17 protein-coding genes are annotated in these 23,116 nt (G+C 39.1%); 15 read left to right on the top strand and 2 right to left on the bottom strand.

Annotated features, from left to right (window positions below; translation table 11 throughout):
* Positions 1-125 precede the first annotated feature (125 nt).
* Both I6F44_RS14230 and I6F44_RS14225 read right to left on the bottom strand, forming a co-directional pair.
* The gene (locus tag I6F44_RS14230) at positions 126-2,546 is read right to left on the bottom strand and encodes a TonB-dependent receptor (RefSeq protein WP_197174025.1); all 2,421 of its coding nucleotides are present in this window, start codon (positions 2,544-2,546) and stop codon (positions 126-128) included.
* 218 nt (positions 2,547-2,764) lie between these two features.
* Positions 2,765-4,042 carry a Xaa-Pro dipeptidase gene (locus tag I6F44_RS14225; RefSeq protein ID WP_197174024.1) on the bottom strand — a complete coding sequence of 426 codons (1,278 nt, stop codon included), beginning with the start codon at positions 4,040-4,042 and terminating at the stop codon, positions 2,765-2,767.
* Positions 4,043-4,196: 154 nt separating this feature from the next.
* Between I6F44_RS14225 and I6F44_RS14220 the strand changes: the two genes are divergently transcribed.
* The 15 genes from I6F44_RS14220 (at position 4,197) to I6F44_RS14150 (ending at position 23,074) form a co-directional block, all read left to right on the top strand.
* Complete coding sequence (locus I6F44_RS14220; protein ID WP_197174023.1) at positions 4,197-6,038, top strand: DUF885 domain-containing protein; 1,842 nt, start codon at positions 4,197-4,199, stop codon at positions 6,036-6,038.
* Between the two features lie 97 nt (positions 6,039-6,135).
* Entirely contained in the window at positions 6,136-6,648 is a 513-nt protein-coding gene (locus I6F44_RS14215) for a YcgN family cysteine cluster protein (RefSeq protein ID WP_024598160.1), read from the top strand.
* The gene (locus tag I6F44_RS14210) at positions 6,648-7,166 is read left to right on the top strand and encodes an RNA methyltransferase (protein WP_197174022.1); all 519 of its coding nucleotides are present in this window, start codon (positions 6,648-6,650) and stop codon (positions 7,164-7,166) included. The genes I6F44_RS14215 and I6F44_RS14210 overlap by 1 nt, the downstream gene beginning before the upstream one ends.
* A gap of 74 nt (positions 7,167-7,240) precedes the next feature.
* Complete coding sequence (locus tag I6F44_RS14205; protein WP_197174021.1) at positions 7,241-8,134, top strand: substrate-binding periplasmic protein; 894 nt, start codon at positions 7,241-7,243, stop codon at positions 8,132-8,134.
* Between the two features lie 85 nt (positions 8,135-8,219).
* Entirely contained in the window at positions 8,220-9,476 is a 1,257-nt protein-coding gene (locus tag I6F44_RS14200) for a sugar MFS transporter (RefSeq protein ID WP_197174020.1), read from the top strand.
* A gap of 257 nt (positions 9,477-9,733) precedes the next feature.
* Positions 9,734-11,623 carry a methyl-accepting chemotaxis protein gene (locus I6F44_RS14195; RefSeq protein ID WP_024591048.1) on the top strand — a complete coding sequence of 630 codons (1,890 nt, stop codon included), beginning with the start codon at positions 9,734-9,736 and terminating at the stop codon, positions 11,621-11,623.
* Positions 11,624-11,628: 5 nt separating this feature from the next.
* Positions 11,629-12,711 carry a GGDEF domain-containing protein gene (locus I6F44_RS14190; protein WP_169060526.1) on the top strand — a complete coding sequence of 361 codons (1,083 nt, stop codon included), beginning with the start codon at positions 11,629-11,631 and terminating at the stop codon, positions 12,709-12,711.
* 13 nt (positions 12,712-12,724) lie between these two features.
* Entirely contained in the window at positions 12,725-13,339 is a 615-nt protein-coding gene (locus I6F44_RS14185) for a DsbA family protein (protein ID WP_197174019.1), read from the top strand.
* Between the two features lie 240 nt (positions 13,340-13,579).
* Positions 13,580-14,332 carry a DUF3450 domain-containing protein gene (locus tag I6F44_RS14180; protein ID WP_197174018.1) on the top strand — a complete coding sequence of 251 codons (753 nt, stop codon included), beginning with the start codon at positions 13,580-13,582 and terminating at the stop codon, positions 14,330-14,332.
* A 10-nt stretch (positions 14,333-14,342) separates the two neighbouring features.
* Positions 14,343-15,710, top strand: a complete 1,368-nt coding sequence (locus I6F44_RS14175) for a MotA/TolQ/ExbB proton channel family protein (RefSeq protein ID WP_197174017.1) — start codon at positions 14,343-14,345, stop codon at positions 15,708-15,710.
* A 3-nt stretch (positions 15,711-15,713) separates the two neighbouring features.
* Complete coding sequence (locus I6F44_RS14170) at positions 15,714-16,241, top strand: MotA/TolQ/ExbB proton channel family protein (RefSeq protein WP_024591043.1); 528 nt, start codon at positions 15,714-15,716, stop codon at positions 16,239-16,241.
* Between the two features lie 54 nt (positions 16,242-16,295).
* Positions 16,296-16,706 carry an ExbD/TolR family protein gene (locus tag I6F44_RS14165; RefSeq protein WP_024591042.1) on the top strand — a complete coding sequence of 137 codons (411 nt, stop codon included), beginning with the start codon at positions 16,296-16,298 and terminating at the stop codon, positions 16,704-16,706.
* A gap of 9 nt (positions 16,707-16,715) precedes the next feature.
* Positions 16,716-17,321 carry an energy transducer TonB gene (locus I6F44_RS14160; RefSeq protein WP_024608113.1) on the top strand — a complete coding sequence of 202 codons (606 nt, stop codon included), beginning with the start codon at positions 16,716-16,718 and terminating at the stop codon, positions 17,319-17,321.
* 45 nt (positions 17,322-17,366) lie between these two features.
* Complete coding sequence (locus I6F44_RS14155) at positions 17,367-18,701, top strand: tetratricopeptide repeat protein (protein WP_197174016.1); 1,335 nt, start codon at positions 17,367-17,369, stop codon at positions 18,699-18,701.
* Positions 18,702-18,985: 284 nt separating this feature from the next.
* The gene (locus I6F44_RS14150) at positions 18,986-23,074 is read left to right on the top strand and encodes a hypothetical protein (RefSeq protein ID WP_197174015.1); all 4,089 of its coding nucleotides are present in this window, start codon (positions 18,986-18,988) and stop codon (positions 23,072-23,074) included.
* Positions 23,075-23,116: the final 42 nt, after the last annotated feature.

The following is a 23,116-nucleotide window of genomic DNA, read 5'->3' as shown; positions in this document are numbered from 1 at the left end:
TTTGCTATGTCTAAACCAATTGTTGTAATCTTCATTTTGGTCTTCTCCCTTTGATTATTGTAACCACTTTAATCATGGCACATAGATGCCGTATAGGGAGGAGACCATTACATCAGGTTAGCTAGTTAAAGTGTGTAACTAAAACTTAGTTTTGCATTACGCTCTTCGCCTGGCATACCACCTAAAAACATTGCTTTTGAGTAATATTTTTTGTTAAACAAATTATTTAAGTTTAACTGCATATGCCATTTATCAGTTGTATACGATACCGCTGTATCGTAAGTCGTGTAACTTGGTACGTAACCATCAGGAATCGAGAACGAACTTGAATTAGTACTTCTGTTATCTACAAACGTAATACCACCACTTATATTTACAGCTTCAGGTAAGTTAAACATATCCGCGTAGTAGGTTACCCACGTACTTGCTGTTACGTAAGGCACACCTTTTTGGCGTGTATCATAACTGCTGCTATTAGGATTACTTTTGTCACGTGCATCTTGATAAATACCGTTTACGTTTACTTTCCATTTATCATTTAAGTAAGCGTTTAAATCAAGTTCAATACCTGTTGTTTCTTCTTTACCATCATAATAGCTTTCAGGTACATTTGAGCCTGATGTTAAAGCGTCATAAAGCGGATTTGCGTATTCTAAATTAGTACGAGAGCTTTCAAATATAACAATAGAAGCCAGTAGTTGATCATCAAACGCTTTAAATCTAAAACCTAAATCGTTACTTATTGATTCAGAATCTTCTCTGTCTGCTTCATTACCCGCCACTGAGCCTAATACACTGTACGCTGTACGACCTTTTGAATGATTTACAAATACCGATAAATCTTCAGATGGCTGGTACGTGGCACCCAGGTTATACGTTAAGCCAGAATCTGATGTACTCGCTTCAGGTGTTGGCTCTGCGCGGCTTGAGCTATAGCGCTCATCTACACCAAAGTGCTCGTAAGTTTGCTCAATGCGGTTATATGCTACACCAATACGCGTTGTAAGCTCTTCAGTAAGGTAACCAACATGTTGAATGCCTAAACCCCATGCTTGTACTTTTTTATTGTAGTCGCTGGTTTTAAGTGGATCGAAGTCATCAAAGCTGCCAGATGGCCAATTTGGTTCTCTTATATCGTAAATATACGGTAATGATCCTTGATACGTTACATTGCCAGCATCGTTTGTGAGTAAGTAATCTTGATCCCATATTGAGAATTGTTTAAAACGAATATCTCTATCTTCGTAGTTTGCGTTAACAAGTAATTCGTTATCTACGTCGCCTAGCATAAAGTCATAACGTAAATCTAAAAAGTACTGCCATGATTTTTCATCTGCTTCTACTTGGCGGTATTCTTGGCGGCGTGCTGCATACGGATAAAGTACACCGTCTTCAACTAACGGAGCACGTGGGTCATTATTTATAATTCCATCACGAGTAGAATAAACGTAGTTATAAGCACCTGTTTGGCGCGCAAAACTTGATGTGTAGTTACGGTACTGTAGCTGCTGGTTTAAAAACAAATCGTCAGTAATGTAATAGTTATGCGTTAATTTGAAACGCAGTTCTTCACCTTCGTTAGCATCAGCCATTGGTGAAATAATACCATTTGTGCCAAAGCTATAAGGTGTTAATCCATCAGATGCAGATAGCGAATTAGCAAGTTGGTTGCGTTGTGCATCACTTAACTGTACGCCGCTTCCTGTCGGATCGTTTACTAAATCGGCACCGGTTACTTCACCCGCACTTAAACCATTTGCAGTTTCTGCATTGTAAATACGAATAGGGTGACCAATAGAATCAACCGCTATTTCATCTTTTATATAGGCTGCAGAAAGCATGATGTTTTGTCTGTCGTTTAGCACGTATTTAAGCGAGGTATAAATTTCGTCGCGATCTTCTTTTAAATCGCGAAAGCCGTCACTTGACGCTGTTTTAGCCATTACACGATAGGCCAAGTCATCTGTTATAGCGTTAGTGCTATCAAACGATAATGAATAGCTATCCCACTGGCCAAGCTCAGCCGATACTTTGTGTTTTTCTTCAAACTCTGGCTTTTTCTCAATTAGGTTAATTACGCCACCCGCACTACCAATGCCATATAAACCTGTTGCAGGGCCTTTTAAAACCTCAACAGATTCAACATTTGTAAGTGAACGAGTTGGGTTAAATGTATTACCTAGGCCTGCACCACCATACATACCATCGTAGGTGTAGTTTGCATCTAAACCACGAATTACTAAGTTATCACCAATACCGTAGTTATTACCTGCTTGTGTTAAACCACTTACGTTTCTAACTAAATCTTGTAGGCTATCTACACCTTGAGATTCAATAAGTTCACGGTCAATAATAACAACCGGTGCAGGTGTTTCCATTAAAGACATGTCTGATTTAGTAGCAAGACCTGAGCTCATCACCACGCGGTTTTGTTTTTCGTATACGCTGATGCGTTCAATATCAGCATCAACTTGTGTATTTTGAGCAAATGCCATATTTGCATTTAAACAAGCAAGAGTAATAAGAGAGTACTTAAACGTTTTCATAGAGTGATAACTATTCGCGTTATTAAATTTGCGCGAATGATAATGGTTATTGTTTTTAAAGTGAATAGAAAGTTCATTTTATTTAATTAAATAAAACTGTTCGGATAATTAATAAACAAAACCAAGCCTAATAAAGGTACGGTGTACCTTTTATAGGATATTTGAGATGGCTGAGGGGTTTATTAAGGCTAAGTAAGCTCAGCCTTAATAGCGTGTATTTACAATTGGTTTTTATAAACAACACCTGCTTTCATAACAAAGGGTACTGACTCTAAGGTTTTAATGTTTTTAAGAGGGTTTGCTTTTACAGCAATTATATCAGCTGCAAATCCGGTTTTAATTTGTCCTAACTGAGTATCCATTTTTAATAACTTAGCGCTATTAATAGTGGATGCTTGAATGGCTTGTAGTTCTGTCATGCCAAATTCAACCATGCGGCTAAACTGTTTTGCATTATCTCCGTGCGGGTAAATTGCTGCATCTGTTCCAAAGACCATTTTCACACCCGCTTTTACAGCACGGCTAAAGCTATCACGTTGCCTTTTTGATACTTGGCGTTCTTTATTTAGATTTTCTTCGTCAACACCATTTTGCTCGCCATAAGTTAAAGTGTATTCGGTGTTATAAATATCCATAGAAAGCCAAGTTCCATGCTCTTTGGCAAGGGCTATGGCTTCGTCATCTAAAAAGCTGGCATGCTCTACGCTATCAACACCTGCTTTAATGGCTGTTTTAATTCCGCTTGTACCGTGTGCATGAGCTGCAACAGGTAAATCTCGCATATGGGCTTCATCAACGATGGCTTTCATTTCTTCAAAAGAATACTGCTGTGCACCTACTTTAGTCCCTTTTGAAAATACGCCACCTGTGGCGCAAAACTTAATAGCATTTGCCCCGTATTTAATGTTTTCGCGTACTTTTATACGCGCAGCCCATGGGCCGTCAGCGACACCACTTGAAGTATATTTAAGCTCAGGAGGAAGTCGGTTGTTATCACAGTGCCCGCCAGTAATTCCAAGTGATGGCCCCGCAGCCCAAATACGAGGGCCAACTATGTCACCCGCATTTATACCGTCACGTACCGCTATAACGCTGTAACCTTCAGCGCCAACATTACGTACTGTTGTAAATCCGGCTTCTAAGGTTTTTTTAGCAAAATAAGCGGCTTTAATCGCCATACGCGGTACTGACTGGCCTAAACGTTCACTGCGTGGAACCGTAGGATCGCTTGTTAAATGCACATGCATATCCATTAAACCTGGCATAAGGGTTAAATCAAGTAGTTGAATATGTTCATCATCTTTAGTCAGCGTTGGTTTTTTATTTTGTTCAATGTTTGTAATTACGCCATCATCAATAGTAATCAAGGGCAATTTAATGAGCATGCCATCTTCAACATTAACCATGGCTTTAGCCGATAGGTATGTAACGGCATGGGCATTAAAAGTAGTTAAACACAGTAAGGCTATAGAGGTGCTGAGTAGTTGTTTTTTCATTTTATTTTTCTTTTAAATCATATTTGAATTAATAGAAATGTAACAAGCTCAGATAAAAGTGCAAATTTAATACGATGAAAGCAATTTATCGTAATTACTTTATTAAGCACGGTTTAATGCGCATAATCAAAAAACGATATTAAAAAGGATTATCATGAAATCAATTAAATTAGCATTAGTTGCCAGTGGCGTTATGTTTGCTTTAAGTGGCTGTATGAATACTGAGCTTAGTACACACACTAATACCAGTTCGCAGTTAAACACCGTTAACGCATCGGCAGGTATTGTTTCAGAGCTTTCAGCAGAGCAACAACTCGATGTACTTGTTGCACAGTATTACGATGAATCGCTTACATATAGCCCTATCAGCGCAACGTACAATGGTCGTAACGAGTTTAACGATCAATTCACGCCTGTAATTTCAAAAGAAAATAGAGCTAAAAAAGCGGCTTTTTATAAAAAATATCAACAGCGCTTAAACTTTATAGATAAAGCACAGTTAACAGGGCAGTCGCTTTTAAGTTTTGAAATATTAGAGCGCGACCTTGCACTTAAATTAGAAGGCATGCAGTTTCCTGATTATTTACTACCAATTAACCAAATGGCGGGTGCGCATAACACCTTTGCAGGTTTTGGTTCAGGTCAAAGTGCCCAGCCGTTTAATAGCGTTGAAGATTACACGGCTTTTATCTCGCGTAGCGAAGGTTTTGTAAAGTGGCTAGCTAGTGTAGAGCGCTCAATGGGACAAGGCATTAAACTAGGTATTACGTTACCAAAACCACTTGCTGAAAAACTGCAGCCACAATTTGCAGCTCATGTAGTTAAAAATGCCGAAGATTCACTGTTTTGGGGACCAATTAAAAAATTACCAGAATCGTTTAGCGCACAGCAAAAGCAAAAAATTACAGCGCAGTATCGTCAATTGATTATGCAGCACTTAGTACCGGCTTATAAAAGCATGAGTGACTTTTTAGCTAATCAGTATATTCCTAATAGCCGAGAAAGCGTTGGTTATAGTGACTTACCAAACGGTAAAGCATGGTACGAATACCAAATTAAGAAAAACACGACGCTTAGCTTATCTGCAGATGAAATTCATGACATTGGTTTAAGTGAAGTGTCGCGTATTTTAAGCGAAATGAAAAAAGTAAAAGAAACCGTAGGCTTTAAAGGTGAGTTATCTGAATTTTTTGACCATTTACGCGATTCAGATGAATTTTACTATGACACGCCTGAGGAGTTAATTGCGGCATATGAAAATGTAAAGGAAAAAATTGATGCACGTGTACCTTTGTTATTCGATATAGCGCCAAAAGCACCTTACGTGGTAAAGCCTGTAGAAGCATACCGAGCGCAGTCTGCAGCAGGGGCTTCTTATTCATCTCCTGCACCTGACGGTTCTCGCCCCGGTATTTTTTATATTAATACGTTCAACTTAAAAGCGCAGCCTAAGTTTTTGCTCGAAACTTTATCAATTCACGAAGCAGCCCCAGGTCATCACTTTCAAATAGCACTTCAACAAGAAATAGAAGGCTTACCTGATTTTCGTAAATTTGGTGGTTATACCGTATTTGCTGAGGGATGGGCGCTTTACGCAGAAAGTTTAGGGAAAGAATTAGGTTTATTTACCGACCCTTACATGTGGTACGGACGCTTATCAGATGAACAGTTACGTGCAATGCGTTTAGTGCTTGATACCGGTTTTCATGCAAAAGGATGGACACGCCAGCAAGGTATAGACTATATGCTTACTAATTCATCGATGGCTAAAAGTGATGTAATTGCAGAGGTTGAACGTTATATTGCATGGCCAGGACAAGCGCTTTCTTACAAGTTAGGGCAATTTAAAATTCAAGAATTACGTGATTTTTCTAAAAAACAACTCGGTGATAAATTTGATATTAAAGCATTCCATACGCAAATATTAATTGATGGCGCATTGCCAATGCCAATCCTTGAGGAAAAAATTAAGCGTTGGGTTAAATCTCAAAAGTAATTTGTAGCGTAAAGCCAGTACTTTGAAAGGGTATTGGCTTTGCGCCATTTACAGCAATACGGTAGAATGCGCGCTCTTTAGGGGGCACGAGTAATCTATGTTTGATCAACAATTAGCAAATACACAATTTTGGCTTAAAAAAAGCTTAAGCGACATGAGTCAAAACGAATGGGAAGCCATTTGCGATGGATGCGGAAAATGTTGTTTAAATACGTTTATTGATAGCGAAGATGAAGACGAATTTACCGCCACCGATCAGTTACGCGAAGGTGAGCAATTAATATTTACTAATATTGTGTGCCAGTATCTTGATAACAACACCTGTGGTTGTAGTGAATACGAAAACCGCCAAACGCTTGTTCCTTCTTGTGTAAAACTCACAAAAGAAAACCTTAAAGATATCTTTTTTATGCCACAAAGCTGCAGTTACCGTCGTTTACATGAAGGCCGAGGTTTAGCCTCTTGGCACCCGCTATTAAATAGTGGCGATAAAACCAAAATGCATGAGCTAGGTATTTCTGTAAAAGACAAAACAGTAAAAGATTGCGATGTAAAGCTCGACGACTTTGATTTGTACATTGCAGAGTGGCCAACAAAGGACGCTGATTAATGAATAAGTTAAAAGCGAGTATTGGTTTAATTAACCCCAAAAGCCCGACTAATGTTGGTGGTGTACTGCGTGCAGCAGGTTGTTACGATGCCAAACAGGTGTTTTTTACAGGTAATCGTTACTTAAACGCTAAAAAGTTTCATACCGATACTAAGAACGCACTTGAGCGTATCCCTTTAACTGAAACCAATAGTTTAGAAGCGGTAAAACCAGAGGGCGCAACCGTTGTTGTTATTGAGCTTATTGAAGGTGCAACACCTTTACCTGAGTTTAAGCATCCTGAAAATGCGTTTTATGTTTTTGGCCCCGAAGATGGCTCTGTACCAAAAGACGTTTTAAAGTGGTGTGATGAAGTGGTATATATTCCAACTATTGGCTGCATGAACTTAGCGGCTACTTGTAATGTGGTTTTGTACGATCGCTTAGCTAAATTAGGCGGCGTTGAGAGCAACGATACAACAATTATAAGCTCACGTGATACAAATAATAAAATGAAATGGCAAAAAGCATCTGATTAATCGAGGTTTATTTGTGCAAAAATGTTAGTTTTGGCTAAGCTTAAAAACATTATAAATCATAAATAGATACTAAAATGCGCTGGTTTTATTTTATATTATTACTGACAAGTAGTAATTGTTTTGCTGAAACATCAGTTGAGTATTATCAAAATGGTACTCAACATGTTTTAACTGGACATTACCACAAATCAGGAGTGCTCTATGAAGCGAAAAACCCCAAACAAACACTCCATTTAGCCACACTCGATTGGCCTCCTTATATTGGTAATAATTTATGTAATAAAGGCTGGGTTTATCAATTTTCAATAGCTCTATTAAATAGTAAGGGCTACAGCGTATATATAGAATTTTTGCCTTGGGCAAGAGCTGTACGAAATGTAGAGCTAGGCAAAGCTGATATATTAATGCCTGAATATTTTATAGAAGATACAGCCCCCTCCGATTATGTTAATGGTAAAACACGTCGAGAATTACTCGGTTTATCAAATTCGTTTAAAGGTGGCGAAATTGCATTTTTAAAAAGGAAAGGCGATTCAGACCGTTTCACTGGAAACTTAAAATCGCTTAAAGGGCAAAAGATTGGTGTTGTTCGAGGGTATCAAAATACGCCTGAGTTTGATGCTATGATGGACAATGCTGAGTTTGAAGTTATTACCTCTGTTGATGATTTACAACTTGTTCAGCTTCTGGTTGCTAAACGTGTTGATTTGATTATAGGCGACCCTCAAGCTCTTAAATTCTCAGTGACTTACTCTTCTTTAACTAAACCTGTAAAACAATCTTTGCTTTCTTCCATTGAGCAAGAGAGCATTTCTTTGCAATACAACCCTTTATATTTTGCTATTAGTAAGCTTACACCTAAATGGCTTTTAGTCTTAGATGACATAAACGAAGGGCTTTATCAGTTTCATAATAGTGGCGAGATAGACCGTATTATCAATACGACCAATACTCAATGCAAACCATAAAGTTGGAACGTTCCTTTGTTGCGCTGACTAATTTATATATAAACATGTAGAATCGTTTTCAACTTGTTAATGGAGTGAAAACGACGTGAGTGAAATAAATACTAATCAATCATTCGCGGTCAACGAACAGCCAAATAAAAATTACCTGTTTCCACTGACTGCAATGACGACCCTATTTTTTTTATGGGGTTTTATTACTGTTTTAAACGATGTACTAATACCACGATTAAAAGGCGTATTTGATTTAAGCTTTTTTGAAGCGATGCTAGTACAGTTTTGCTTTTTTGGTGCTTATTTTATTGTTTCTATCCCTGCGGGTATTTTAGTTAAGCAGTTTGGTTACAAAAAAGGGATTTTAACCGGTTTAATTGTGGCTTCAATTGGCTGTATGTTGTTTTACCCTGCTGTTGTAGTACATGAGTATTGGCTATTTTTAGGCGCTTTATTTGTGCTTGCCGCTGGTGTAACGGTACTTCAGGTTTCTGCTAATCCTTATGTTGCTGCTCTTGGGAGCGAAAAAACAGCTTCTTCTCGTTTAAATTTGGCACAGGCACTTAATGCGCTTGGTACTACTGTTGGGCCTTATGTAGGTGGTTTATTATTTTTTGGTACAGCAGGTAGTCTAGCCGCTTCTGCAGCAACTGCTGAGTCCGTAAAAGTGCCTTATTTAATGCTTGCTGGTGCCTTATTACTTATCGCTATTATATTTGCCTTTATAAAGCTTCCAGAAATTGAAGCCCATAAAGAGGAAAATAATGCTGCAGTAGAATCTCGTTCATTAACTCAAGCACCGCACTTAACGATGGGTGTACTTGCTATATTTAGTTATGTAGGCGGGGAGGTTGCCATTGGCAGCTTTCTAGTTAACTACTTTGGTGAGGCGCACATAGCAGGACTTGAAGAGCATACTGCGGCTGCACTTATTAGTTATTACTGGGGCGGGGCAATGGTAGGGCGTTTTATTGGCTCTGTATTATTACAAAAAATAGCGCCTTCTAAGGCGATCGCATTTAATGCATTTAGTATTATTGCGCTATTGCTGATCACCATTTTTACTCAAGGTGACGTCGCTTTATATTCAGTATTGGCAATTGGTTTATTTAACTCAATTATGTTCCCGACTATATTTTCGGTTGCTATCGAGCGACTAGGATCATTGACCAGTAAGGGTTCTGGTTGGTTATGCTTAGCTATTGTAGGGGGTGCACTTGTACCATTACTGCAAGGGTTTATAGCTGACACAGTAAATATACAGCAAAGCTTTTTTGTTCCAATGCTATGTTATGTATTTATTGCATGGTACGGATTAAATGTTGTTCGCTTAGCAAATAAGTGGAAATAACAGACTATACAAGAGTGACTGAATACGTATTCAGTCACTTATAAAGCTATATTTAATAGGAACGTTCCATAAGTAATTAATACGAGTCATAACTTATTTCAATATTAGTCAGTTACCCCCTACAGCCTTTTGTTTTTTAATCCTTTATCCTTATTTTTATCTAATAACCTAGTCACAAGCCTTATTTATTAGGACATTTAGCTAAATTTTTGCTAAAACTGTATGGATAATAAAGATAAATAATAAAAAGGATGTATATGCTTAACTCGTTGAAATTTACTTCCAAAGTGACTATTGCAGCCTCTTTAATTTTGGTTTTGGTGCTAGGGTTATTTACTTTTAATAACTACATTGCGATGCGCAAGCAAACCGAGCAGCAGTTAAGCCTAGTATTACAACAAAATTCCGAATCTGTTTCACAAAATATAGCGAGTTGGTTAAATGCAAAGTTGGCGATTGTTATATCAATTGCTAAAACCCATAAAGCTAATGATTCTAAAGCACTCACCCTTTCACAATTAAATACTGCAGAGCTTGCCGGAAGCTTTAAAAATACGTATATAGGTAAATCCAGCGGCACGTTTATATTAAACGATCAATCAGTTGTTTTACCTGCTGATTTTGATGCGACCTCTCGCCCTTGGTATAAATTAGTCGAAAACAAATCAAATACCGCATTTACAACTCCCTATATTGATGTGACAACTAACGAGCTTACAATTTCAGCGGTAGTACCCATGCTACAAAATGGCCAGTTTAGCGGCGTTGCAGGTGCCGATATTGATATGCAAACCGTGACTAAAATTATTAACGATATTGATTTTTTAGGTCTCGGTTATGGTTTTTTACTCGATAACAAAGGTCAAGTGTTAAGCCATCCTAATGCTAAGTTAAACTTAAAAAATACATCAGACATTTTTGGTACTAATACGCCCTTGCAAAGTGAGTTTACCCAATACGAGATAAACGGAGAGTCTAAGCTTATCTCGTTTACAAAAATTAGTGGTATTGAAAACGTAGATTGGTACCTAGGTGTTGTCATAGATAAAGATAAAGCGTATGTCAGCGTTTCTAACTTTGGCCAAACTGCGGCTGTTTTTATGGTGATAGGGATCATTACTATCATTATTATGATGCAGCTTTTATTACGCTATTTAATGCAGCCTATGAACCGCTTAAATGATGCCATTAAAGATATAGCACAAGGCGAAGGCGATTTAACAAGGCGCTTAACCGTTGAAAATGATGATGAGTTTGGCGACTTAAGCCATTCATTTAATATTTTCATCGAAAAAATTCAGCATTCAATAGAGCAAGTAAAAGAGTCCACAGAGCAATTAGATACAGCAATTGAGAGCTTGGTATCACAAACACATTCATCGCTGTCTATGTATGATGATCAAAGTAAACGAACCGATAGTGTTGCAGCGGCTATTAACCAGTTTTCAGCTACATCAATGGATATTTCAAATAATGCAGAGAGTGCATCGCAGCTTGCTAAAAATGCAGATGAGCACTCAACACAAAACCAAGAAGCATTAAGTCACAGTGTTACAACCATCCACCAGCTTTCAGCTAATATGGAGAAAGCTCAGCAAACTATAAACAGTTTAAATACGCACACAGCCAGTATTGGGCAAGTGCTTGAAGTTATTAAAGGTGTAAGCGAGCAAACTAATCTATTGGCACTAAATGCAGCAATAGAAGCCGCTAGAGCAGGAGAGGCAGGACGCGGTTTTGCCGTTGTAGCAGATGAAGTACGCCAATTAGCACACCGCACTCAACAATCAACGCAAGAAATTGAAGACACGGTGAGCCAGTTACAAAAAGGCTCAAACCTTGCTGTAGAGCTTATGAAAACAAGCCTTCAAGACAGTGAAAAAAGCGTACAACAAGCAGATGCCGTCGGCAATTTAATGAGTCATGTTATACAAGCTATTAAGCAAATTAACGATGCAAATCATTCTGTGGCCAGTGCAACCGATGAGCAAAACCAAGTTGTTAAGTTATTAGATACTGATATTCAAACAATTAGTGCGCTTTCTATACAAGGCAAGGCTAACTTAAATGACACACTTAACGAATGTACCAAACTAAAACAGCAGTTTAGTGCCTTAGAAAATATGGTTCAAAAGTTTAAAGTATAAAATTAATGACTAAAAAAAATGTAAATAAACCAAACTGGCTCAGTCTAATAAATATCGACAGTGTTTATAGCTCAGACATGCAACGCAAAGCGTTTTCTTTATTTACCATGATTGGGATATCAATTGTGGTGATTGCTGTATTAGTGTTTTTGAATTATAAGGTTTACTCACCGATACTCACTGCTTCATTAATTATCGTTAACATTACAAATATAAGCTGTTCTATCTACTTTATAAGAACGGGTAATCTTCAAGTAGTGGCATTAATAAGTATGAGCATTGTGTGCATGATGTTTGTTGCACTTGTTTATACCGGTGGTAAAGACAACACCGCGCTATATTGGCTAATGTTTTATCCTGTAGTGACGTTTGCATCTTTAGGGGTCAGATTAGGTGCTTGGTTAGGTTTTACTTTACTGTTTTCTTGTATTGTTATTTTATACGGCCCTGATTTTGGTCAAGTTAGCTATGGCAATGTAGAAAAAACACGATTTATAGCGTCCTTTTCTATGGTGTTTTTATTCTCATTTATTGGTGAGTATTTTAGGCATAAAAGCCACATGGCTATTGCCGATATTACGCTCGAGCAAAAACAAGATGCTTATACCGACCCCCTTACTGGTATAGCAAACAGACGTTTTATTACCTCTCATTTTTTAAAGCTTGCCCAAACACGCCCAGAGCAGTACTTACCTTTTTCAATTTTGTTAATTGATTTAGATAACTTCAAATCTTTAAACGATACGCATGGTCACGATTTTGGTGATACGGTATTGATTGAATTTACCAAGCTCCTTGAATCTCAGTTTTTGGCAACTGCGTTAAAGGCCCGTTATGGCGGTGAGGAGTTTGTTGTTATTTTACCGCAGGTTACTGTTTCTACAGCCACTGTAATAGCAAACAAATTTCGAGAGGCTGTTGCAGGGCACGTTATATTTACTGATGACAAGCAGCGTATTTCAATCACCTGTAGTATTGGTATTTCCCAAGTAAATAAAGTAACTGATTATGATGATTCGTTAAAACAAGCTGATGAAGCTCTTTATAGTGCGAAGGCTGCTGGTCGTAATAGTGTCGTCTCGAACTAGTTGAAGGATTAATATGTCTCAAAGTAAATTAATATATGTTCATGACCCAATGTGTAGCTGGTGTTGGGGTTACTCACCAACCTGGCTTAAGCTAAAATCAGAGCTTGCTGGTAAAGTGGCAATAGAATATAGAGTAGGTGGCCTAGCACCTGATAGCCAAGACCCAATGCCACAAAATATGAAAGAGATGCTTGAGCGTACTTGGCATAAAATTTCAGCGCAGTTAGGTACGCAATTTAATTATAACTTTTGGCGTAATTGCCAGCCAAGGCGTTCAACGTATCACGCATGTAGAGCCGCACTTATAGCGCGTAAAGCGGATAAAGAAGCTCAAATGGTGGCTGCAATTCAACATGCTTATTACCTAAATGCGCAAAACCCGTCAGATGAAAGTACATTAATTAGTTTGGCTGAAAAAATTGGCTTAGATAAAAATGAGTTTACCGCGCAGCTAACGTCAAGCGAGCTTAATGATGAATTTAATGCTGAGTTATCCTTTGTTCGTACACTACCAATCCAAGGTTTTCCCTCACTAGTGCTTATAAAAGACAATAAAGCACACCCAATAGAAATTAATTATACCGATTGGCACTATTCTCTTAATCAAATTAATTCAATTTTAAAATAACCCAGCCTGTTTATAGGGCATTTGGTTAACAAATGCTCTTATCATCTTAAAAACCCCCTCGTAAGTCTTAATTATTACCACTGTCATAAAAGCGACTTTTTTGCGCAACATCCTTGTCATGTTTCATCTATAAACTCCTGCTCATTGAAATTATTAAGTCATAAATTATTTATATAACAAAGTTTATGACCTAAAAAACAAACTAGCAAATCCGCTAACTAACGAGTAAAGGTGTATGCGATGAAAGGCGTTAAACCATTAATCTTAGCTGGTATTGTGGCCGCAAGTGCAGCAGTACACGCAAACGATTTAGATAAGGTTATTGATAAAAGCAGTGAAATTAATAAATCAGCTGCGCAATCACAAACAAAAATAGACAAGATTGCAGATTCAATGCAAGGACGTTTACAGCAATTTAAAACCCTCAATAAAGAAATTGACGGTTTAGCTGTTTACAACGCTCAGCTAACTAAACAGTTAAATAATCAAGTAGAAGAGATGGAATCTTTAAACCTGTCTATGGATCAGGTTTCTATTATTGAACGTCAAATTACGCCGCTAATGCTTAGAATGATTGAAGGCCTTGAGCAGTTTGTATCTTTAGATATTCCATTTTTAGCTGATGAGCGCACTAAGCGTGTTATATCTTTAAATGAAATGATGAATCGTGCTGATATCAATTCAAGTGAAAAATTTCGCCGTGTACTTGAAGCCTATCAAGTAGAAGTAGACTACGGGCGCACTATTGAAGCCTATACCGCCCTTTTAAACGTTGATGACAAAGAGCGTGAAGTCGATTTTTTACGCATTGGCCGTTTAGAGCTTATTTACTTAACACGCGATGGTAAAAAAGCAGGTAGTTGGAATGCAGATACAAAATCATTTGAAGCATTACCAGACTCTACAATAAGCCAAATTAATAAAGGCTTACGTATTGCGCGTAAGCAACTTGCCCCAGATATGTTAACTCTGCCAGTACATGCAGCAGAATAAGAGGTTAAAAATGAAATTGTTTACTAAAATGACAAAAATAGCTCTTTTTGCTGCAAGCCTAAGCATTACTGGTGCAAGTATAGCGGCAGAGCCAATGAACTTAGATTCATTACTTAAAACGCTCGAAAATGGTCAATCAGCTCAAAGCGAGCAAAATAAGCAGCGCGAACAAGAGTTTACTGCTCGTCAAAACGAGCAAGTACAAACGCTTAAAAATACCCAAGCAAAGCGTAATCAAATGCTGGTGGAATCTGAGCGCTTAGAAACGCAGTTTGAAGAAAATGAAGTAAAACTTGCTAACTTAACAGACACGCTTTCTAAACGAATGGGTTCCCTTAAAGAATTGTTTGGCGTGTTACAGCAAGTAGCAGGTGATTCTAGTAATAAGTTTGCAACATCAATTATATCTTCCCAGATTGCTGGGCGTAGTACGTTTATGGATGACCTTGCTCAAAAAATGGGGTCAACTTCAAAACTTGCTTCAATAGAAGATATTGAAAAAGTATGGTTTGAACTACAGCGCGAAATGACCGAGCAAGGCAAAGTAAGTCGTTTTAACGCAAGTGTCATTGTTGAAGGCGGTACTAAAGCACAGCAAGAAGTTGTGCGAGTGGGTGCATTTAACCTTATATCAAACGGTAAGTATTTAGAGTTTAATTCCTCGACTAATTCTTTGAGCGAATTAACTCGCCAACCTGTATCGCGCTTTACTGCAACAGCAGAAGATCTACAAAGCACTAAAAGCGGTGTGGTGCAATTTGCACTTGACCCAACAGGCGGCTCTATTCTTGGTTTATTAGTACAAGCACCTGATACACAAGAACGTGTTCATCAAGGTGGCACAGTGGGTTATGTGATTTTAGGCGTGGGTGTTATTGCACTTCTTATATCACTTGAGCGTTTTTTCTCATTATTAATCATGGGCGGTAAAATTCGTCGTCAACTTAAAGATTCAGTTGCACGTGATGACAATCCGCTTGGACGCGTAATGAAAGTAAAAGATCAATTTCCAAGTGTTTCACACGACACACTGGAGCTTAAATTAAGTGAAGCTATTTTACGTGAAATGCCAAAAGTGACGCGTAATTTAACACTTATCAAAATCATCTCTGTTGTTGCACCGCTGTTAGGTTTATTAGGTACGGTAACAGGCATGATCAATACATTCCAAGCAATCACCTTATTTGGTACCGGCGACCCTAAATTAATGGCGGGTGGTATTTCTCAAGCACTAGTAACAACGGTACTAGGCTTAGTGGTCGCAATACCAACGGTATTTTTATACACCTTACTTAATACGCGCGCTAAAAATATTTTGTTAACTATTCAAGAGCAGAGCGCCGGTATTATTGCAGAGCGAAGCGAGAAGGGAGCATAAACCATGGTGCTATTGATTGACTCAATCAATGCTATCCGTGATTTTCTCGACACTGGTGGCCAAGTTCTCTTGGTCATCGGGGTGTTAATCTTCGCGATGTGGTTATTGATACTCGAGCGATTTATTTATTTTTTTAATGGTTTTCGTGGTTATAAAAAAGACGCTAAAAGCACATGGAGTTCTCGCTGTGAGCGTAACAGCTGGAATGCAGAGCAAATTCGCCAAGCGATGATCTCGCGTGCAAGTATGCGCCTAAATACTAATTTACCGCTTATTAACGTAATGGTTGCGTTATGTCCGTTACTTGGCTTATTGGGCACAGTAACAGGAATGATTGAAGTATTTGATGTTATGGCAATTACAGGCACAGGCAGTGCGCGCTCAATGGCATCGGGTGTATCTAAAGCAACTATTCCAACAATGGCGGGTATGGTAGGTGCGTTATCGGGTGTATTTGCCTCAACGTATTTACAACGCAAAGCCAAGCGAGAAGTAGAGCTACTACAAGACAGCATGGTTTTAGACCATTAAGCAAAATTTTGATAAGCGGCCCATTTAAAGCCGTTCATCCTAGGAGAATAAAAAATGAGAGCCCCTTTAGGTAATTTAATGCAAGAAGACGAAGCTGAAGAAATAAACATGACACCTATGTTAGATGTTGTATTCATCATGCTTATTTTCTTTATTGTTACAGCGTCGTTTGTAAAAGAATCGGGTATTGACGTAAACCGCCCTGAAGCAGCAACAGCTGTTAAAAAAGAACGTGCAAACATTTTAGTGGCGATTTCTGACACGGGTGAAATTTGGATTAACAAACGTCAAATTGACATACGTGCAGTGCAAGCCAATATTGAGCGTTTAAAAGCTGAAAACCCGCAAGGTAGTGTTGTTATTCAAGCTGATAAAAAATCAACAACCGATACTTTAATAAAAGTAATGGATGCAGCACGCGCAGCAGGTGTGTTTGATGTGTCGATTGCGGCTCAAGAAGCATAAGGGCAGGCAATGCGTTATTTAGTAGCATTAGTTATAGCCGGTGTAGTGACCTTTATGTTGTTTTTAGGCATGCAGGCACTTATTACTGGTGGTGAAGGTGTAATGAGTGAACCCGCCAAGGGTAATGTACTTGATTTTGTCAGGCTTAAAAAAGAAGAAAGCGTGCAAAAAAAAGAACGCAAACCACAAAAACCACCGACGCCTAAAGAGCCACCTCCGCCAATGGAATCGCCGCAAATGCAAAATAGCGACGCGACTGCGAACGCTAATAACTTCGACTTTGGCGCCAATGTGGATGCAGATGTAAATTTGTCTGGCGGATTAGCACTTGAAACAAGTGATGGTGAGTATTTACCCATTGTTAAAGTGGCGCCTGTTTATCCGCGCCGTGCATTATCACGTGGCATTGAAGGCTACGTTATTGTTGAATTTACAGTAACTAAGCAAGGTACGGTGCGAGACCCACAAGTGGTTAAAGCAGAGCCTGAGTCACTCTTTGATAGAGCGGCGATGGATGCAGCCCTTAAATTTAAATATAAACCGCGCGTAGTAAATGGTGAAGCCGTTGAAGTTGCGGGTGTACAGAACAAAATATCTTTCCAAATTAGCGGTTAATTTAGTAATTAACCACGAGTAAACGGACAGAAATGCGAGGCGATTATGAAATTACTACCTACAGCTAAATTTTTAAAATTAACACTATTTTGTACTGCTGCGATCAGTACAAGTATTGTTGTACCAAGTGCCCTAAGCCTAATGCCAGGGTTAAATGTAGCTACGGCATATGCTGAGCAAGAGCAAGAGCAAAAAACAAAACGTGTACCAGCGCTTCGCGAAAAGGTCTACAGCCAACTCGCACGTGCACAAAAACTCGCTGATGATGGCGATGTTAAAGGTGGACTTGAAGCGCTTGATAGCATTCAAGAGCGAGCTTCAAGCATGAACTCGTACGAAATTGCGATGATGCATAACTTTTATGGGTTTATTTATTACAACGAAAACGATTTACCAAAAGCAATAGCTTCGTTTGAAAAGGTCGTAGCAGAGGAAGCCATTCCTGAGTCACTTCGTTTAAGTACTACGTTTAGCTTGGCTCAACTGGCAATGGCTAATAGTGATTACAAAAAGGTAATTGCATTTTTAGATGACTGGGACACTATTAACACTAAGCCTAAAACAGAAGGCTATTACTTGTTAAGGGCTCAAACATACTATCAGTTAAAGGATTATAAAAAAGGCCTTGAGTACATATCTCAAGTGATTGCTTTAAGCGACAGCGAAGGCAAAATCCCTAAGGAAAATTGGTTAGTGCTGCAGCGTGCAATGTATTACTCGCTTAATCAAACTGACAAAGTTGTTGAAGTACTTGAGCGTATGGTAAAGCTTTATAACAAACCTGAGTACTGGGTACAGTTATCGGGTATGTATGGTGAAACAGGGCAAGAAAAAAAGCAGCTAGCAATTATTGAGGCTGCTTACCAGCAAGGTTTTTTAACGTCTAAATCTGATTTACGCCAATTAGCGCAAGTGTATTTATATAACGGCTTAGCATTTAAAGCCGCAGACGTTATGAGTGATGCGATTGAAAAAGGGATTGCAGAGCAAAACGCTAAAAACTATGCCTTTGTAGCTGAGGCGATGATCCAAGCAAAAGAAGACGAAAAATCAATAAAATACTTTGTAAAAGCAGCCGATTTATCACCCAGTGGTAAGTATGACCAACGCTTAGCTGAAGTGTATGTTAATACTGAGCAATATGAAGAAGCGGCCGACGCAGCGCGTAAAGCACTTAATAAAGGCTCACTTGATTTTGAATCAAATGCATTTGTAGCCTTGGGTATGGCTCAGTACAACTTACAAAATTTTGATGCCTCAATTTTAGCGTTTGAACAAGCCGAAAAACATAAAAAATCACAGCGTTTAGCGCAGCAATGGATTAAATATGTAAAGCGCGAAAAAGTGCATGCAGAAACATTAAGAACGGCACTGCTTTAAGCTTTAGTAATAACTTTTAAATATAATTTCATAATCGCAAATCCAAACCACACTATTTTTAGTGTGGTTTTTTTATGTTTTTAATAAATTAACCACTTGAATTTTATGTAAATAACTTTGTCATCTTATGTTTATTAAAGTGTAACTGTAATGTCATATAGCTACCGTAAGGTAGGCGCTGCTGATAACTCAAGTGACCTTAAAGCATTACTTAATGTTTTAAGGTGACTTGAGTTTATTTAAAGCACTTAACAAAATAATTAAATACTTTAACGGAGTGAACAATGAAATTATCTGACTTATTTAAAGTTAGTTTGATTGCAACTGCAATATCATTAGCGGGTTGTGGTGGTGACTTAGTAGTATCTGAAGGCGACACAACAATAAATGAAGGCGACACAGTTACTAATGTTGTTGAAGGTGGCAGTGGTACAGTAGATGAAACATCATCGCGTGATGATTCGCAAAATGCAACTACGGGTTTCCCTGCTGATATCGACAATGCACTTGTTCAAGGCTTAGCAACGGATGTCTCAAGTGAATTTCCAGCAATAACAGATAAACCAGTGTATCGCTTAAGTGCTGATACAACATTGATTGCTGATGTTTCACTAACTAATGATGCACATTGGATTGTGAGTGGTCGTACTGCTGTGGGTAATGACCGCGCAGATAGTACAACGCTTTATATTCAGCAAGGTACAACGATTATTGGTGAATCAGGTGATGACTTTTTAGTTGTGCGTCGTGGTTCACAAATTGAATCAGTAGGCACTGCAAGCCAGCCTATTACGATGACATCAATTCAAGATGTTACGGGTAGCGAGACAGCAATTGGCCAATGGGGTGGTTTGGTATTACTTGGTAATGCACCTGCAAACTCATGTGGAGACCAACAAGGTGAAGCAACAGCTGATGAACTTGCTAATTGTGGCGTGTCAGCTGAAGGTGATGCAGGTCAGTTCGGTGGAAATATCAGTGATGATAATTCAGGTACTCTAAAATATGTACTTGTTAAGCAAGCAGGTAAAACGCTTGGTAATGGTGATGAGTTAAATGGTATTACATTTGCCGGTGTTGGCTCTGCAACTAAGGTTGATTATATCCAGGTTCATGAAAACCTTGATGACGGTATCGAGTTTTTTGGTGGTACGGTTAATGTAAGTAATGTAGTGCTGACTAACATTGGTGATGATTCACTAGATTGGTCTTTTGGTTGGACGGGTTCGGCTACTAATGTTTACATTCAACAAGCCGCTAACGTAGGCGATAACGCTATTGAAGCTGATAACTCTGAGTTTGATTCAAGCGCCACGCCATTGACACTGCCTACTATATCTAACGTAACAATCGTCGGTGCAGAAGGTAATAATGGTATTCGTCTACGCGCTGGTACTGCGGGCGCTCTTAAAAATGTATTTGTAACGGGTCCTGCTACTTACGAAAACTGTTTACGTGTAGGGTCTGATTCAGTTCCTCGCGCTGAAGATGGCACACTAACGATTGTAAACTCTATTGTGGCGTGTCAAACAACGGCAAATAATTTTGGTAGTGAAGTAATTAACGGTGGCGATGTACAATCTTGGTTTGAAGGACAAGATGGTAACCAAGTACTTACGCCTGCAGAGCTTATGCTTGCTGATGACGGTTACACGCCACTTGCTGGTTCACCGCTTATTGCAAATGGTCAAATTGGTGCTTTTGATGGATCAACTAACTGGATGGAAGGTTGGACTGTCGGTATTAATGGCGGCTTCCCTACTGATATTGATAACGCGCTTGCACAAGGCTTAGCATCAGATGTTTCTAGTGAATTTCCAGCAATTACAGATAAACCAGTATACCGTTTAACTGAAGATACAACGTTCACAGCAGATGTAACGCTTACTAACGATGCACATTGGATTTTAAATGGTCGTACTGCAGTTGGTAATGACCGTGCAGATGCAACTATATTATATGTTCAAGCGGGTACAACGCTAATTGGTGAAACAGGTGATGACTTTTTAGTTGTACGTCGTGGTTCACAAATTAATGCCAATGGTAATGCAACTGCGCCAATTACTATGACATCTATTCAAGATGTAACAGGCGCTGAAACAACGATTGGTCAATGGGGCGGCTTAGTATTATTAGGTAATGCACCCGCTAACTCGTGTGGCGATCAAACCGGTGAAACGACAGCAGAAGAATTAGCTAACTGTGGTGTATCAGCTGAAGGTGACGCTGGTCAGTTTGGTGGTGATATTAGCGATGATAACTCAGGTGTTCTTCGTTATATTGTTGTTAAACATGCAGGTAAAACGCTGGGTAATGGCGATGAACTTAACGGTATCTCATTTGCAGGTGTTGGTTCACAAACGAAAGTTGAATACATTCAAATTCACCAAAACCTAGATGATGGTGTTGAGTTTTTTGGTGGCACAGTTAATGTTCGTAACATTGTACTAACTGATATTGGCGACGATGCATTCGATTGGTCATTTGGTTGGTCGGGTCGTGCACAAAATATCTATATTCAACAAAGTTCAGTTGAGGGTGATAACGCAATAGAAGCTGATAACTCAGAATTCGATTCAAATGCGACACCATTGACTAAACCACTAATTTCTAACGTAACAATTGTAGGTGCTGATGGTACTAACGGTGTTCGTTTACGTGCAGGTACTGCAGGTGTGCTACGAAATGTTGTTATAACGGGCCCTGAAGGTTATTCAAACTGTTTACGTGTAGGCTCAGACTCTGCTGCTAATGCAGAATCGGGTGAGTTGTCTATCGAAAACTCAGCTGTTGCATGTAATGAAGATAATAACTTTGGTTCACAAGCAATTGGTAGTGGCAATGTGCAGTCTTGGTTTGAAGGTCAAACGGGTAACTTAACGCTTACGGCTTCAGCACTTAATTTAGCGACAGACGGCTTTACACCAAAATCGGGTTCACCTTTATTAGGTGCTGGTGGAGATTCATCAGAGCTTGACTCGTTCTTTACCAAAACAAATTACATCGGCGCATTCGATGGTGATAATAATTGGATGGATGGTTGGACAGTTGCTATTACACCAAGCTTTCCTGACGATATTGCTAATGCATTAGCACAAGGACTTGCAACAGATGTTTCTGCTAGCTTCCCTACAATTACAGACAAACCTGTATATCAATTAACCTCTGATGTTGTATTTACATCTGATGTAACACTGACTAACGATGCGCATTGGATTTTAAAAGGACGTACAGCCGTTGGTAATGACCGCGCTGACAACACAACACTTTATGTTCAGTTTGGTACAACGTTAATTGGTGAGTCGGGTGATGACTTCTTAGTTGTTCGCCGTGGTTCTAAAATTGAAGCGGTAGGCAGTGTAAATCAACCAATTACTATGACGTCAATCCAGGATATGACGGGCGGCGAAACTACGATTGGTCAATGGGGCGGTTTAGTATTATTGGGTAATGCACCTGCTAACTCATGTGGCGACCAACAAGGTGAAGCAACCGCAGAAGAACTTGCCAGTTGCGGTGTGTCTGCTGAAGGTGACGCAGGCCAGTTCGGTGGTAATGACCCTGAAGATAATTCAGGTACGCTAAAATATGTTGCAGTTAAGCAAGCGGGTAAAACGCTGGGTAATGGCGATGAACTTAACGGTATTACACTTGCGGGTGTTGGTCGTCAGACTGAACTAGATTACATTCACGTTCATGAAAATCTAGACGATGGTGTTGAATTTTTTGGTGGTACTGCAAATATTAGTCACCTTGTTTTAACAAGCATAGGCGATGATTCACTTGATTGGTCATTCGGTTGGACGGGTAAAGCGCAATATGTACTGATTAAACAATCAGACTCTGAGGGCGACAATGCAATTGAAGCTGATAACTCTGAGTTTGATTCAAGTGCAACGCCGCTAACAATGCCAACTATCTCTAATGTAACAATTATTGGTAATGTGGGTGTAAATGGTATCCGCCTACGTGCAGGTACTGCGGGTATGCTTAAAAATGTAGTGGTTACAGGCGGGGCAGATTATTCAAATTGTTTACGAGTAGGCTCTGATTCAGCGCCGCGAGCAGAGGACGGTACATTAACTGTTACTCACTCAATCGTTGCGTGTGAAACCGCTAACAACTTTGGTACGCAAGCAATTGGTACAGGGAATGTTGAATCTTGGTTCTTAGGACAAACAGGCAATTCAGTTCAAGTAGCCGCTGACCTTGGGCTTGCAGATAATGGCTATATGCCAACTGCTGAGTCGTTATTACTTGGTAATGGCTTTGATTCATCAAGCTTAGATAGTTACTTTGATTCTGTAGATTACATTGGTGCGATGGATGCACAAACAGACTGGACAGCAGGTTGGGTAAAAGTAGGCCTTTAACCCACACCACATTATAGCCGAGCGAAAGCTCGGCTAATGTCT

Source organism: Pseudoalteromonas sp. NZS11_1 (assembly GCF_015864275.1).
Taxonomy (GTDB): domain Bacteria; phylum Pseudomonadota; class Gammaproteobacteria; order Enterobacterales; family Alteromonadaceae; genus Pseudoalteromonas; species Pseudoalteromonas arctica.
This window is presented reverse-complemented; position numbering and strand designations above follow the sequence as displayed.